Here is a 14,549-nt window from a genome sequence, read left to right on the forward strand (position 1 = left end):
CCGAGGACCACCGGTGTCTCGAGGTCAGCCCGACTCCTCACCCCCATCCGACGAGGAGGCGGATCGACCAGGAGGAGTAGTCATGTCCCAGACCAACGTCGTCGTCATCGGTGGCGGATACGCAGGCGTCATCGCCGCCAACCACCTGCGGCTCAACCCGGACGTCGCGGTCACGCTCGTCAACCCGAGGCCCGAGTTCGTCGAGCGGATCCGGTTGCACCAGTTCGTCACCGGGTCCGACGACGCGGTCGTGGACTACTCCCACGTGCTGTCGGCCGACGTCCGTCTCCTCGTCGACGGCGCCGAGTTCGTCGACGCCGCGGCGCGCACCGTCATGCTGACGTCCGGCGGCACCGTCGGGTACGACTACCTGATCTACGCGGTCGGCAGCACGGGTGCCGCGCTGACCGTGCCGGGCGCCGCCGAGTTCGCCCACCCCATCTCGGAACTCGAACACGGCGCGCCACTGCGCGACGCGATCGCCGGAACGCGGAAGGGCGAGCCGGTGACCGTCGTCGGCGCGGGGCCCACCGGAATCGAGATGGCCACCGAACTCGCCGAGCAGGGCCACGCGGTGACCCTGGTGTGCGGCGGCGTGCTCGGCCCGTACCTGCACGAGCGGGGCCGCAGGTCGGTCGCCAAGGTGATGCGCGCGCTCGACGTCACGGTCGTCGACGGGCCAGGGGCCAAGGTCACCGAGGTGCGTGCGGACTCCGTGCGCCTCGCCGACGGGCGTGACCTGCCCAGTGCCGTGACCATCTGGACCGCGGGGTTCGGGGTGCCCGACCTCGCCCGCCGCAGCGGCCTCGCGACCGACGAGATCGGGCGACTGCTCACCGACGAGACCCTGACCAGCCTCGACGACCCGTTCATCGTGGCCGCGGGCGACGCCGCCGCGCCGTCGGATTCGCCGCTGCGGATGAGCTGCCAGGCCGCGATCCCGCTCGGCGCCCAGGCGGCCAACACCGTCCTGAGCCGGATCGCGGGCACCGAGCCCGCCGCGATCGACCAGGCGTTCACCGGGCAGTGCATCAGCCTCGGCCGCGGCGCCGCCACCATCCAACTCGCGCACCTCGACGACCGGGTGTTGCCGCTGTACGTCGGTGGACGGGTGGCCGCGACCATCAAGGAGGCCGTCTGCAAGGGTACGGTGTCGTTCCTCGCCAAGGAGGCCCGCACGCCCGGCTCCTACTTCTGGCTCAAGGGCGGCAAGCGGGCCCGGCGTCTGGCGGAGGCCGGCGTCCTATGAACGACGAACACGCCGAGCGGTTCACGCGGCTGCGACCGCTGCTGTTCACGATCGCCTACGAGATCCTGGGCGCCGCAACCGAAGCCGACGACGTACTGCAGGACGGGTACCTGCGGTGGGCCGAGGTGGACCTGTCGACCGTGCAGGACACCAAGTCGTACCTGGCGAAGCTCGTCACCCGGCAGGCCCTCAACGCGCTGCGTGCCCAGTCCCGCCGTCGGGAGGAGTACGTCGGACCGTGGCTGCCCGAACCGGTCTTGGTCGACGCCACGGACGCGTCGTCGGACGTCGTACTCGCCGAGTCGGTGTCGATGGCGATGATGGTGGTGCTCGAGACGCTGGGTCCCGACGAGCGTGCCGTCTTCGTGCTGCGCGAGGTGTTCGGCTTCGACCACGACGAGATCGCCTCCGCCATCGGCAAGTCGACGACCGCGGTGCGTCAGATCGCCCACCGCGCACGGGAACACGTGCACGCCAGGCGCAGGCGGTACGAGCCGGTCGACCCGAAGACCTCGCTCGAACTGACGACCCAGTTCTTCGCCACGGCCGCGACGGGTGACGTCCACGGCCTGATGAGCATGCTCGCGCCCGACGTCGTCTGGACCGCCGACAGCGACGGAAAGGCCAGTGCCGCACGCCGACCGGTGTCCGGGGCCGACAGTGTCGCGCGCCTGGTCGTGGGGCTCATCCGCCTCGGCGGAACCGAGGGGCGTGCCGAGCCGGCCTTCTACAACGGCGCACCGGCACTGGTGCTCTACCTCGGCGACAAGCTGGAGGGCGTCGTCTCGGTGGACATCGTCGACGGGCGGATCGCCAACTTCTACGCGATGCGCAATCCCGACAAGCTGGCCGGCGTGACGGTGTCGCGGGCGATCGGGCGGGTCTGACAAGCTGAGCCGGTGTACGTCGAGCCGCTGGCGGATGTCGGGAGCGCCGCCGCGGTGCTGCGCGCCCTCACCGCAGCGACGGCGCGGCTGCACCTGCCCCCGCCCGCCGCGCTGACCGGCGAGTGGTTCGGCTCGCGAGCGGTGCTCGTGCCGAGTGTGGCGGTGCGACCGGTGCCGGCGGACGCCGTCTTCGACGTGCCGGCCGGCTCGGGCGTCGACGTGGTCGGCGGCGGCTGGATCGGCTACCTGTCGTATCCGGACCCCGGCTCCGACGGTGCGGCGCCGCGCATCCCCGAGGCCGCGGGCGGGTGGACCGACTGCGTGCTCCGGCAGGACCGGGACGGCCGCTGGTGGTACGAATCCCTCACCGACGCAGCACTTCCCGGGTGGATCGCCGACGCGCTCTCCCGGCCCGTCGAGGCCGGCCGCCACCACGTCGACTGGCGGGCGCCCGACCGCGCCGTGCACCGCCGCGGCGTGCTGGCGTGCCTGGAGGCGATCGGCGCAGGCGAGGTCTACCAGGCGTGCGTCTGCACCCGCTTCACCGGCACGTTGACGGGAGCACCCGTCGACGTGTTCGCCGACGCCGTGGCCCGGACCGCGCCCGCCCGCGCGGCGTTCGTGTCGGGCGACTGGGGCGCCGTCGCGTCCCTGTCCCCGGAACTGTTCCTGTCCCGGCGCGGCGAGGACGTCACGTCCAGCCCGATCAAGGGGACGCTGCCGCTGGATCGACCGCCCGCGGCGTTGCGCTCCTCTGCGAAGGACGTCGCCGAAAACGTCATGATCGTCGACCTGGTCCGCAACGATCTCGGCCGTGTCGCGATCACCGGTTCGGTGACGGTGCCCGAGCTGCTCGCGGTCCGGCGCGCCCCCGGCGTGTGGCACCTGGTCTCGACGGTCGCGGCCCGCGTCGACGCCGACGTCCCCATGGCGGAGATCCTGGACGCGACGTTCCCACCGGCGTCGGTCACCGGCACGCCGAAGTCGCGGGCCCGCGAGCTGCTGGCGCGGTGGGAGCCCGCACGTCGCGGAAGTTACTGCGGCACGGTCGGGTTCGCATCCCCGGTCGCCGGGTGCGAACTCAACGTCGCGATCCGGACGGTGGAGTTCGGCGCCGACGGCTCGGCCGTGCTGGGCGTGGGCGGCGGCATCACCGCCGACTCCGACCCCGACCTGGAGTGGAAGGAGTGCCTGCACAAGGCGTCGGCCGTCGTGGGCACCGACCTCGTCGACGCGCTACTCGCGGGCGCGCAGGACGGCGTCGTACAGCTCGCGCCGTGACGGGGCGCCCGGGTTCGTGGCGACGACCTCCGCGCAGGCGTCCTTGACCCGCATCCCGTCGTCGACCCGCGCCGCGACCATCGCGACCAGCGTGTCGAGGTCGGCCCGCGGCACCGCGCCGGCCAGCACCACGGTGATCTCGCCCAGGACGCCGTCGTCCGCCCAGTCCGCGAGGTCGAGCAGGCTGCCGCGACGGACCTCCTCGTGGGTCTTGGTCAACTCTCGGCAGACAACGGCCCTGCGGTCGCCGCCGAGGACCTCGACGGCGTCGCGCAGACACTCCGCCAGCCGCCGCGGCGACTCGAAGAACACGCAGGTGCGCTCCTCGCCCGAGAGCGACTTGAGCCAGGTGACGCGGGCGGCCTGCTTGCGCGGCGCGAAGCCCTCGAAGCAGAAGCGGTCCGACGGCAGCCCGGCCACCGCCAGCGCCGTCGTCACCGCCGACGGTCCGGGCAGGCAGCTCACCGTCAGGCCGGCGTCCGCGCACGCCACCACCAGCCGGTAGCCCGGGTCGCTGATCAGCGGCATGCCCGCGTCGCTCACCACCAGCACCGTCGCACCGCCGGTGATCTCCTCGACGAGCCACGGCACGCGCGACGACTCGTTCTGGTCGAAGAAGCTGACCACCCGGCCCGTGGGCCGCACGTCGAGTGACTGCGCCAGCGTCCTGACCCGTCGGGTGTCCTCGGCGGCGACCACGTCGGCCGTCCCCAGCGCCTCGACGAGGCGCGCCGACGCGTCGCCGACCTGGCCCAATGGCGTGGCTGCGAGCAGCAGGCGGCCTTCCGTCACACCGCACAGCCTACGATCGCTGTCGTGAGCGCTCCGACCATCGACTCCGCCGCGGTCCAGCGCGGCGTGCCGGTGATCAGTCCGGCGCCGTTGGAGCCGGTGGCGGACTTCGGCCCGCTCGACCGGTTGCAGGGCTGGGCGATGACGGCCGTCATCACCGCCCTGGCCGCGATCACGCGGTTCCTGAACCTGCGGTCCCCCACCGACGCGGGCACGCCGATCTTCGACGAGAAGCACTACGCGCCGCAGGCGTTCCAGATGCTCGGCAACCACGGCGTCGAGGACAACCCCGGCTACGGCCTGGTGGTGCACCCGCCGATGGGCAAGTTCCTCATGGCCATCGGCGAGGGGATCTTCGGCTACAACGGGCTGGGCTGGCGGTTCGGCGGCGCGGTGTGCGGCGTGGTCATCGTGGTGCTGGTGGCGCGGATCGTCCGACGCATCACGCGGTCGACGCTCATCGGCGGCATCGCCGGGCTGCTGATCATCGCCGACGGGGTCAGCTTCGTGACCGCCCGGACCGCCTTGCTCGACGTCTTCTTGGTCGTCTTCGTCGTGGCGGCGTTCGGCGCGCTGATCGTCGACCGCGACCAGATGCGCGAGCGCATGCACGTCGCGCTGCTCGAGGGACGCATCGACGAGACGCGGTGGGGCCCGCGACTCGGGGTGCGGTGGTGGCGTTTCGGTGCGGGCGTGCTGCTCGGCCTGGCGTTCGCGACCAAGTGGTCGGGCCTCTACTTCATCCTCTTCTTCACGCTGCTGACGCTGGCGTTCGACGTCGCCGCGCGGCGCCACTACCGGGTTCCGCGGCCGTGGGTGGGCACGCTGCGGCGGGACTTCGGCCCGACGGTGTACGCGATGGGCCTGATCCCCGTGGGCGTGTACCTGGCGTCGTACGGCCCGTGGTTCGCGTCCGAGACCGGCGTCTACCGGCACGAGGAGGGGCGGACGATCGGGCTCGACGGAGTGATGCCCGACGCCCTGCGATCGCTGTGGCACTACATGTACTCGGTCTATACGTTCCACTCCCAGCTGACCAACGCGGCAGGCAACCACCACCCGTGGGAGTCGAAGCCGTGGACGTGGCCGATGTCGCTGCGGCCGGTGCTGTACGCGATCGATCAGCAGGACGTCGCGGGGTGCGGCGCCCAGTCGTGCGTCAAGGCGGTGATGCTCGTCGGCACTCCCGCGATGTGGTTCATCGCCGTGCCGGTGCTGGCGTGGTCGCTGTGGCGGGCGGTGGTCAAGCGGGACTGGCGCTACGGCGTCGTGCTGGTCGGGTACTTCGCGGGTTACCTGCCGTGGTTCGCCGACATCGACCGGCAGATGTACTTCTTCTACGCCGCGCCCATGGCGCCGTTCATGGTGATGGCGATCGCCTTGATCCTGGGCGACGTCCTGTACGCGCCACGGCAGAACGCCGAGCGACGAATGCTCGGCCTGCTCGCGGTGTGCTTCTACGTCGCGCTCGTCATCACCAACTTCGCGTGGCTGTATCCGATCCTCACCGGACTGCCCATCTCGCAGTCGACGTGGCACATGCAGATCTGGTTGCCGTCCTGGCGGTAGTGGCTGGTGTCGAGCGCGCCGCGAGGACGTCCGCGAGCGCCGATGGTGGCTCGACGTCGTCCTATCGGGATCTGCACTCCACGGTCGCGGTATTGCCGCAAAGGGTCAAAAGTACGACCCTGACGCGCATATCCCGTTAGCACCGAATCGAGCCCCATTCTCGATCCGCCGCTCGTGTGCGGCGCCCTCCCGTCCACAGTGCGCCGCTCATCCACAGCCGGGCGAGCCAAGCCGTATTGGGCCGACGCATCCGTCGGACGGGCAGACCATCGTCGGGGGCATGAGACCGATCATCGGGACGGAGGCGATCGACGGCGGACACCTCACACGCGGCCAACTGCGGTGGAACTACATCGCGCTGTACCCCAACGTCTACTTCCCGAGGGACCGAGTCGTCGTGGACCTCGATCGGGCTCGAGCGGCCTGGCTGTGGACTGGCCGTCGTAGCGTCGTCGCCGGCAGGGCGGCCGCGGGTATGTACGGAGCGGCGAAGGCCATGACGTGCCAGCCGGTGGAGCTCATCTCGGCGCACGCGCGAAGCCGTCCCGGCGTGGTCGTGCGCAACGAACGCATCGGGGACGACGAAGTCCGCTTGATCGCCGGCACCCCGGTCACGTCAGCGGCGAGGACGGCGCTCGACGTGGCTCGCCACCTGGAGACCGACGAGTCGGTGCCGCTCCTGGATGCGCTGCTCGCGGTCGCCGATCTCGACGTCGAGGACGCCTACGCCCTGATGAAGCGGTACCCGCGAGCGCGTGGTCTGCCGCGTGCGCGGGCCGCCCTGTGGCTTGCGGACGGCAAGAGCCGGTGCCCGGAGGAGAGTCGGCTGCGCGTGCGACTCGTGAACGCCGGGCTGCCGAGGCCCAGGGTCGGCATCGTCCTCGGCGACGGCATTGGAGGCGCCGCACTCGGAATGGGCTGGGATCGCTGGAAGGTGGGGGTGAGTCATCGCGGCGCGCACGACGGCGGGAACGACCCAGCCCGTGCGACGCGCGAGGCCTTGCACCACTACACCGTGCAGCGTCTCGGCTGGATGGAGGTGCAGGCGATGCCCTTCGACTCTTCACGCGACGTGTTGTTCCGGGTACGCGCAGCCATCAGGAGCCGGTCGCGGTGACCTACAGCGAGTCGCGCGCCGCGGGGCAGGACATGCAGCGCGGGCCGCCGCGGCCGGTCCCCAGTTCGGACGCGGCGATCGGCAGGACCTCGATGCCGGAATCGACGAGGCGCGCGTTGGTCTCGGTGTTCCGCTCGTAGGCGACGACGACGCCGGGGGCCACCGCGAGGGTGTTGTTGCCGTCGTCCCACTGCTCGCGCTCCGCGGTGACGGGGTCGAGCCCGGTGTCGATCACACGCAGCTTGCCGATGCCCATCGCGTCGGCCGCCGCGTCGACGAACGGGACGGCGCGGTCGATCTTCACGCCGCCGCCCGTGCTGCGAATCGTGAACGCCGACAGCGAGTCCTTGATGTTGGGGTACATCACGACCGCGTCCTTGTCGACCATCGTCAGGACGGTGTCGAGATGCATCTGCGCCCGCTCCTGCGCGATCGGCACGGCCAGTACCGTGTGCGCGAGACCGTCGTCGAACAGGCTGCGCGCCAACGCCTCCGCACCGGCGGGCGTGGTGCGCTCGCCCACGCCGACGGCCACCACGCCGGGCCCTAGCAGCAGCACGTCGCCACCCTCGACCGGCGCCGACCGCGACTCGTAGGCCCGCCGCACGCCGAGGAACCGCGGGTGGTGGGCGTAGATGAGGTCGGTCAGCGACGTCTCGCGGATGCGGGCCGGCATGGCCAGCGACGTGATCGCCACGCGCGGCCCGATCCAGAAGGACGAGTCGCGTGCGAACAGCAGGTTCGGCAGCGGCTCGATCACGAAGTCGCCGCCGTGGTGCATCCGCCTCACCAGCGATAGCTCGTTCTCCCCGAACGGCAACTCGTCGAACGTCATCCCGGCCATCAGCACGTGGGCCAGCGCTGCGGCGTCGAGTGTACGCAGGTAGGTCGAGAGTTCTTGCGCCAGAGGCAAGCCGAGTCGGCGCGAGTCGACCGCCGCCGAGATGCCGTGCATGCGCGCCGCACCGCTGGCGAGCGCCTCGGTCAACAGGTCGGACACCAGCAGGACCTCGACGCCACGCGAGCGGAGGATGCCCGCGAACGCGTCGTGCTCCTGCTGCGCCTTCGCGACCCACGGCAGCCCGTCGAACAGCAACCGGTCGTTGTTGCGCGGCGTCAGCCGCTGCAGTTCGGCGCCGGGCCGGTGCAGGATGACGACCCGCAGCGTGCCGACCTCAGAGTTCGCTCCCAGCACCGTGTCCGTCATGAGTAGCACCGTACTGCGAGTCGGCCGGTTCATCCTTCTTTCGAGAGCGGCACCTCAACTATGGTTCAGGTCATGGAGACGCTCGATCTCACTCCTGGCGAGATGTCACTGCGCAGCGGCGTGGCCGTGTCCGCGCTGCACTTCTACGAGCGCGAGGGCCTCATCACGTGTCGGCGGACCACGGGCAACCAACGCCGCTACGCGCGCGAGACCATTCGCCGCGTCGCGTTCATCAGGATGTCCCAGCGCCTCGGCATCCCGCTCTCCCGCATCCGCGAGGCGCTCGCCACCCTGCCGACCGACCGCGTGCCCACCAGCAAGGACTGGGCCCGCCTCTCGGCCGGGTGGCGCGCCGACCTCGACGAGCGAATCCTGCACCTGCAACGCTTGCGGGACAACCTGTCCGGCTGCATCGGCTGCGGCTGCCTGAGCCTCAAGGCGTGCGCGCTGGCCAACCCGGGCGACGTCCTCGCCGAACGCGGTCCGGGCGCCGCCAATCTGTGACCGTCGAACGTCTGTGCGATACGATCGGACCGTGGCTGAAAGCGGGCTGTCGGTCCAGGTGGGACTGTTCGACTGCGACGAGCGCCGGGTGCTGGGCGACGGCGCGTGGATCGACGTCCGCGCCGGATGGCTGAGCGACGACGACGAACTGTTCGACGACCTCGCGACGACGATCCCCTGGCGCGCGGAGCGCAGGCAGATGTACGACCGCGTGCTCGACGTGCCCCGCCTGGTCAGCTTCCACGACCTCGTCGCCGGATCGGCCCCGCATCCCGCGATCGCGAAGATGCGGGTCCGGCTCAACGACATCTACGCGCGCGAACTCGGCGAGCCTTTCACCACCGCCGGACTGTGTCTGTATCGCGACGGCTCGGACAGCGTGGCGTGGCACGGCGACGACATCGGACGCAGCAGGACCGAGGACACGATGGTCGCCATCGTGAGCCTCGGCGCCACCCGGACCCTCGCGTTGCGGCCACGCACCGGTGGCCGGTCGCTGCGCCTGCCGCAGGGCCACGGCGATCTCATCGTGATGGGCGGTTCCTGCCAGCGGACGTGGGAGCACTCGGTGCCGAAGACCAGCAAGCCGACGGGCCCGCGGATCAGCATCCAATTCCGCCCCCGCGACGTGCGCTAGGACGGCCGCGGTGGCAGCGGTCCGTTCGGATCGGCGTACAAGCGAGGCTGGGTGATTACCGGCGGAGTGCGGTCGATCCAGGACGGGTCCACGGGCGGCGCGACGTATCGGTGGGCCTCGGGGATCGCCGAGAGACGACCGGGCAGGGTTGTCAGCGGATCGCCCGACCACCGAACGAGATCCGGATCCTCACCGGGCACCCCGACGGCGCCGCCGGGCCAGTTCTCCTCGAGATCGAGCAGGTAGTAGTACAGCGCCGGGTCGTCGGCGGCGTTCCACGCGGACGGGTCGATCAGTGACCGTCGGGTGTCGCGGGCCAGTCCCCAGTTGCGATCCGACGGCGGTGCTGCGTAGACGACGTGCAGGACGGCACCGTCGGTCCACGCATGCGACACCAGGAACGCATACCGGCCCGTCGGTGAGCCGGTCGCCGCGTTGGCATTGGCCGCCTCAATGCGGTGCAGCAAGTTCCGGAGGACGTCGGCCGCGAAGGCGACGTCCGCGTCGGTGGGATCGGCCATGACGGGCGCTACGGCGCGCGCACGTCGTTGACTGCCGAGACGAGCAGATCGCGGGCGCGCTGGACGTCGACGGGTACGACGGGCTTGTCGGGCACGACCAGCGGGTTGGCCGTGACGATCACCAGCGTTCGGCCGACACTCGCGACGTAGTTGTAGAGCTCGCCGGTCGCCGGCTTGCCGCCCACCATCGTCTGGACCACCCGATGGGTGCCCAGCGTGCGGGCACCCTCGATGTCCGGCGACTCCGTCACCTCGACCAGACCCCGGGCGCCCGGACCCGCGTACGCGACCTTCTGGCAGTCCGGTCCGGGCTCGGGGAACGGCACGGACTCCGACGTCTCGACGGCGATCGTGATGAACCGGTTGCCCGCCCCCTCGGCGGTGACGGCGGACATGTTGCCCTGCAAACCCGGCGGCAGTTCCAGTCCCTTGGCGAGGTCCGTGCAGCCGGGTGGGTCGAACCGCACGCCCGCGGGCAACGTCTGCGGTGCGAGCAGGCGCGGATCGATGCCGGTGGGGTCGACGGTCTTGACGGTGAACTCGGGTCCGAAGGTGGACTTCACGTCGCGAACGGCGCCGATGTCGGCCTGCGAGGCGTCGGCACCCCCTCCGCCGGAGCACGACGTCACCGCCGCGGCGCAGAGCAGGGCGAGCAGGATCCTCGACATCGCGGCCAATCTACCCGCCGGCGACCGGCACGCCACGCACCGCGGAGGTGGTGCCCGCCAGGAGTCGCGCGGCGAAGCCGGGGCCGAGCACGGAGTCACCCGACCCCGGGTCGCTCACCACGGTCACGTATACGACGTGCCCGGCCGGGTACGCCGCGAACGTCTCGGCGTGCGAACGCGTTTCGGTACCGCCCTCCACCACGGTGACCGTCTCGGCCCGCAACCCCACCGTCGGCACGTCCGCGATGGGAGGCCCGTCGACGATCGACACCGCACCGGTGGTGTGTCCGGCCGCCACCGCGAAGCGCTCGCAGTCGCCGAGCACACCGGTGTCCAGCCCGGCCGACACGGCCGCCGCGACCGCGTAGACGATGGCACCCGGTCCCGATGCCGACCACCCGCGCACGGTCGCCTCGTCCACCGCGGGGTTGCCCAGCGCCGCACACGTCGGCGGGTTGGCCGTCCACGCAGGCCCGAGCCCCCACTGCGCCACGGGCGCCACTCGTCCTGCGACGTCGGCGAATTCGAAGCCGGCGGGGACTTCGCTGCGAGACTGCACGACCCTGGCGGGATCGACCGCCGCCACGACGGGGGCGGCCACCTCCGGCGACGCGGGCGGTGCGGAGGGCGGCCCCGGCTCGCCGCACGCCACGCACGTCAGCACCGCCAGGCAGGCCGCGAACACGCGCATACGGCCTTGCTATCACAGCCGCGGCGGCATCCGGCGTCGCGAAACCCGGCAATCTGACCTTGGATGCCAGATTGCCTGCGCATCCGGTTTGCTGACCGTAGGCTCATCCTGCTTTCAGACGACAGGAGACCCCCTTGAACATCCCCACGAAGGCCGGCGGAACCGCCCTCGCCGTCGTCGCCCTGGCCCTCGCCCTCACCGGTTGCGGGTCGGACTCCAAGACGGAGGCGACGTCGTCCTCGTCGTCATCGAGCAGCAGCTCTGCGAGCAGCGAAGCCGAGACCACGTCGGAAGCGCCGGTGGCGGCGCCCGGCGTTCCGGGGATGACCCTTGCCGAGTACGTCAAGACGGCAGGCATCACCGAGACACCGGTCAAGCGCGGCGATCCCGGCACGCCCACGATCGACCTGCCGATCCCCGCCGGCTGGGAGGACCTCGGGGCCAGGGCGCCCGAATTCGCCTGGGGCGGAATCATCTTCACCGGTGATCCCGCAGCCGCCGAGGACCCGCCGACCATCATCGCCATCATGTCCAAGCTGACGGGCAACGTGGATCCGAGCAAGATCATCCAATACGCGCCCGGCGAGCTGAAGGCCCTGCCCGAGTTCGAGGGCAGCGACGGCAGCCCCAGCACGCTGGGCTCCTTCGAGGCGTTCCAGATCGGTGGCACCTGGGTCCGCGAGGGTGTGAAGCGGATGGTCGCCCAGAAGACCGTCGTGATCCCCAGCGGCCCGGACGTCTACGTCCTGCAGCTCAACGCCGACGGCCTCGAGGCTCAGATGGGCCCGCTGATGGACGCGACCAGCGAGATCGACGAGAAGACCGTCATCACGCCATGACCACGGGGCAGCCACCGGTACCGGAACCTCCACTGCCCGCGGGGAACTCGACGCACGGGGAACTGGGGCTGGACGTCGAGCCCGAGAAGTCGACGTTTCGGAAGTACCTGCACACCATGAGTCCCCGGTACGTCTGGTCGATGGCCGACGGCCACCCGGTGGTGATCAAGCAGTTCCTGCAGTTCTGCCTGATCCTGGTGTATCCGGCCTTCGTGTTCGCCGTGCTGGCGGGCGGGGTGGTGCACGTGCTGTTCTACGTGACGGTCTACCCGGTGCTGTGGCTGCTGTTCTGGCCGATGCGCGCGCATCAAAAGAAGAATCACCCCGAGGATTACGCCGCGAACCGCGCAAAGTACGAGGGGAAGAAGTGGTGGCAGACCTGAGCTGATCAGGCTCGCGAGAGTGCGGAGGCCTCGGCGACCTGCTCGTCGGTCGGCCGTACGCCGGTGTAGCGCTCGAACTGTTCGGCGGCCTGCAGGGCGATGACCTCCGCGCCGGTGATGACGCCGATCCCGACTGCGCGGGCCGCGACGATCAGCGGCGTCTCCGACGGCAGCGCGACGACGTCGAACACGGTCTTTGCAGCGCCGATGGTCGAGTCGTCGAACGCAAGATCGGTCTCCTCGCTGCCGCCCGCCATCCCGATCGGCGTCACGTTCACGATGACATCGGCCGTGCGGTCGCCGAGGTCGGTCGCGAAGGCGTAGCCCAACCGGTCGGCCAGGGCTGCCCCGGTCTCGGCGTTGCGCGCGACGATCGTCCCGGCGGCGAAACCGCTGTCGCGGAACGCCGCGCCCACCGCGCTGGCCATCCCGCCGCTGCCGCGGATCACCACCGCGTCACCCGGATCCAGACGGTGCTCGGAGATCAGTCGCCGAATGGCGAGATAGTCGGTGTTGGAGGCGATCAGCCGGCCGTCGTCGTTGACGATGGTGTTGACCGAATTGATCACCCGAGCGGACTCCTCGACCTCGTCGACCAGCGCGATGACGTCCTCCTTGAACGGCATCGACACCGAGCACCCGCGGATCCCCAGTGCGCGCACACCGCCGATCGCCGCGGCGATGTCGGTGGTGGTGAACGCCTTATAGACGAAGTCGAGGCCGAGCACGTCGTACAGGTGGTTGTGGAACCTCGTACCGATGTTGCTGGGCCTGGCCGCCAGCGAGATGCAGAGCCGAGTGTCCTTGTTTAGGGGTGGTTGGGACGGCATCAGCCGACCGCCCGCATCACTTGCTTTGCCAGCGAACGGATCTCGCGATACTGCGTGGGAGTCAGGGAGGTGTCTCGCAAGGTGGGCACGTCGACCACGGTAGTCACCACTCCCAGGTCGTCGCGATGCCACCGTGCACCGTGACGGTTGAGAATGGCGCGCATGGCGTAATTGTCGGACAGCACCCGCGCACTGAACCGCTTCACGCCGTCGACGTGTGCGGCGACAGCCAGGGCATCCATGAGGAAGCTGCCGATCCCGCGCCGCTGATAGTCGTCGCCGACGAGGAACGCCACCTCGGCGACGTGCGGATCCTCCTCGCGGACGAAGCGCGCATCGGCCACGACGGGTCCGTCGGCGCCGTCGGTCATCACCCAGACGAAGTGGTCGACGTAGTCGACCTCGAAGAGGTAGCGCATCAACGACGGCGTGGGCGCCCTGGTGGTCTGGAAGCGCCGGTAGAACGTCTCGCTCGAGAACTGCACGGGGCCACGCGCGGTGCGCTCGTTGTCGCCGGGCAGCACCGGCCGCAGACACAGCTCCGACCCGTCGCGCAGCCCCACCGGGATCGGCGCGACGTAGCTCGCGAGTCGCTGACGCGCGGTGCGGACCAACTCGTCCAGCATGCACGGCGCTTCGAGCATGGTCGCAAAGGCATCCCGGCCGCCCACCCATCCGGTGAGCGGCTCGGCGGCGACCACGGTGGCGTTGCGCGGCGAATCCCGCAGGAGGGCAATCTCGCCGACGATCGCACCGGGTCCGATGGTGACCGTGGCGTCGCCGTCGTCACCGGTGTGCGAGATCGTGACCCGGCCGCCGGAGACGAGCAGGAACGACACCGCCTGCTCGCCCTGGCGCATCAGCACCTCGCCGGGATCGGCCGTCAGCGGCCGCAGTTGCGCGGCAAGGGCCTCGAGCGTCGCGGTCGGGCATCCGGCGAAGAACCCCAGTGCAGCCAATTCGGCGGCGCCGACGATTCCTGATCCCGCCACGCCCCGAGGCTACGGCGGGTACGGCGCGACGGGCAAGGACGTCAGGCCGATCAGCCAGGCAGTCCCTGCTCCTCGGCGGGCAGCGGCGCGGGGCCCTTGATCTCGGGGGCCGCGGCGGGAATCGGCGCCTCACTCGGCGCCTTCGTGGCCGTGACGGTCACCCCGGTGCTCATGTCGCCGGCGACGGGGCCGGCGTCCGACGCGCTCTGGAGGACTCCTCCGATGACCGCCGCGGCGGTGACGGCGACGCCACCGATGATGGCTGCCAACGGTTTTGCGTTTGACGCATGTGCGTTCACGTTTCGTATCTCCTCGATGTGGTGACTTCGCTCCACCAGAGATAGAACCGACCGACCTACGTCATACATTCCCCGAATCCCAC

General features: G+C 70.5%; 17 protein-coding genes. 9 read left to right on the forward strand and 8 right to left on the reverse strand.

Annotation, left to right across the window (positions count from 1 at the left end; translation table 11 throughout):
- Positions 1-82 precede the first annotated feature (82 nt).
- Genes G6N64_RS28440 through G6N64_RS28450 form a run of 3 tightly spaced genes read left to right on the forward strand, consistent with a single transcriptional unit; the run spans position 83 to position 3,417 of the window.
- Entirely contained in the window at positions 83-1,249 is a 1,167-nt protein-coding gene (locus G6N64_RS28440; protein ID WP_163801096.1) for an NAD(P)/FAD-dependent oxidoreductase, read from the forward strand.
- Positions 1,246-2,136 (forward strand): RNA polymerase sigma-70 factor, encoded by an 891-nt coding sequence (locus tag G6N64_RS28445; RefSeq protein WP_163801097.1) that lies wholly within the window; start codon positions 1,246-1,248, stop codon positions 2,134-2,136. The genes G6N64_RS28440 and G6N64_RS28445 overlap by 4 nt, the downstream gene beginning before the upstream one ends.
- 12 nt (positions 2,137-2,148) lie before the next feature.
- Entirely contained in the window at positions 2,149-3,417 is a 1,269-nt protein-coding gene (locus G6N64_RS28450; RefSeq protein ID WP_163801098.1) for an aminodeoxychorismate synthase component I, read from the forward strand.
- On the opposite strand, the gene rsmI is transcribed toward G6N64_RS28450, so the two are convergent.
- The gene (rsmI, locus tag G6N64_RS28455; protein WP_163801099.1) at positions 3,373-4,209 is read right to left on the reverse strand and encodes a 16S rRNA (cytidine(1402)-2'-O)-methyltransferase; all 837 of its coding nucleotides are present in this window, start codon (positions 4,207-4,209) and stop codon (positions 3,373-3,375) included. The genes G6N64_RS28450 and rsmI overlap by 45 nt on opposite strands.
- A 24-nt stretch (positions 4,210-4,233) precedes the next feature.
- Between rsmI and G6N64_RS28460 the strand changes: the two genes are divergently transcribed.
- Both G6N64_RS28460 and G6N64_RS28465 read left to right on the forward strand, forming a co-directional pair.
- Positions 4,234-5,778 (forward strand): dolichyl-phosphate-mannose--protein mannosyltransferase, encoded by a 1,545-nt coding sequence (locus G6N64_RS28460; protein ID WP_163801100.1) that lies wholly within the window; start codon positions 4,234-4,236, stop codon positions 5,776-5,778.
- A gap of 280 nt (positions 5,779-6,058) precedes the next feature.
- Positions 6,059-6,895, forward strand: coding sequence for a type IV toxin-antitoxin system AbiEi family antitoxin (locus G6N64_RS28465; RefSeq protein ID WP_163801101.1), 837 nt, complete (start codon positions 6,059-6,061; stop codon positions 6,893-6,895).
- 1 nt (position 6,896) lies between these two features.
- Here the strand turns inward: G6N64_RS28465 and arcA are convergent, their stop codons facing one another.
- Complete coding sequence (arcA, locus tag G6N64_RS28470; RefSeq protein WP_163801102.1) at positions 6,897-8,102, reverse strand: arginine deiminase; 1,206 nt, start codon at positions 8,100-8,102, stop codon at positions 6,897-6,899.
- Between the two features lie 72 nt (positions 8,103-8,174).
- On the opposite strand from arcA, the gene soxR reads away from it, so the two are divergent.
- Both soxR and G6N64_RS28480 read left to right on the forward strand, forming a co-directional pair.
- Positions 8,175-8,606, forward strand: coding sequence for a redox-sensitive transcriptional activator SoxR (gene soxR, locus G6N64_RS28475; protein ID WP_163801103.1), 432 nt, complete (start codon positions 8,175-8,177; stop codon positions 8,604-8,606).
- Between the two features lie 31 nt (positions 8,607-8,637).
- Complete coding sequence (locus G6N64_RS28480; RefSeq protein WP_163801104.1) at positions 8,638-9,243, forward strand: alpha-ketoglutarate-dependent dioxygenase AlkB; 606 nt, start codon at positions 8,638-8,640, stop codon at positions 9,241-9,243.
- Here the strand turns inward: G6N64_RS28480 and G6N64_RS28485 are convergent.
- From G6N64_RS28485 to G6N64_RS28495, 3 genes are read right to left on the reverse strand one after another with little or no spacing between them, the layout of a single operon-like run.
- Complete coding sequence (locus G6N64_RS28485; RefSeq protein ID WP_197748309.1) at positions 9,240-9,764, reverse strand: hypothetical protein; 525 nt, start codon at positions 9,762-9,764, stop codon at positions 9,240-9,242. The genes G6N64_RS28480 and G6N64_RS28485 overlap by 4 nt on opposite strands.
- An 8-nt stretch (positions 9,765-9,772) precedes the next feature.
- The gene (locus tag G6N64_RS28490; protein ID WP_163801105.1) at positions 9,773-10,432 is read right to left on the reverse strand and encodes a DUF5642 family protein; all 660 of its coding nucleotides are present in this window, start codon (positions 10,430-10,432) and stop codon (positions 9,773-9,775) included.
- 10 nt (positions 10,433-10,442) lie between these two features.
- Positions 10,443-11,123 carry a DUF5642 family protein gene (locus G6N64_RS28495; protein WP_163801106.1) on the reverse strand — a complete coding sequence of 227 codons (681 nt, stop codon included), beginning with the start codon at positions 11,121-11,123 and terminating at the stop codon, positions 10,443-10,445.
- Positions 11,124-11,257: 134 nt separating this feature from the next.
- On the opposite strand from G6N64_RS28495, the gene lpqN reads away from it, so the two are divergent.
- Entirely contained in the window at positions 11,258-11,962 is a 705-nt protein-coding gene (lpqN, locus tag G6N64_RS28500) for an envelope biogenesis lipoprotein LpqN (protein ID WP_163801107.1), read from the forward strand.
- Complete coding sequence (locus G6N64_RS28505; protein ID WP_163801108.1) at positions 11,959-12,345, forward strand: hypothetical protein; 387 nt, start codon at positions 11,959-11,961, stop codon at positions 12,343-12,345. Before lpqN ends, G6N64_RS28505 begins: the two co-directional genes overlap by 4 nt.
- 5 nt (positions 12,346-12,350) lie before the next feature.
- Here the strand turns inward: G6N64_RS28505 and G6N64_RS28510 are convergent, their stop codons facing one another.
- Genes G6N64_RS28510 through G6N64_RS28520 form a run of 3 tightly spaced genes read right to left on the reverse strand, consistent with a single transcriptional unit; the run spans position 12,351 to position 14,436 of the window.
- Positions 12,351-13,175 (reverse strand): shikimate 5-dehydrogenase, encoded by an 825-nt coding sequence (locus tag G6N64_RS28510; protein ID WP_163801109.1) that lies wholly within the window; start codon positions 13,173-13,175, stop codon positions 12,351-12,353.
- Entirely contained in the window at positions 13,175-14,167 is a 993-nt protein-coding gene (locus G6N64_RS28515) for an acetyltransferase Pat (RefSeq protein ID WP_163801110.1), read from the reverse strand. Before G6N64_RS28515 ends, G6N64_RS28510 begins: the two co-directional genes overlap by 1 nt.
- A gap of 50 nt (positions 14,168-14,217) precedes the next feature.
- Entirely contained in the window at positions 14,218-14,436 is a 219-nt protein-coding gene (locus tag G6N64_RS28520) for a hypothetical protein (RefSeq protein ID WP_163801111.1), read from the reverse strand.
- Positions 14,437-14,549: the final 113 nt, after the last annotated feature.

The organism is Mycolicibacterium sediminis, assembly GCF_010731735.1.
GTDB classification, from domain to species: Bacteria; Actinomycetota; Actinomycetes; order Mycobacteriales; family Mycobacteriaceae; genus Mycobacterium; species Mycobacterium sediminis.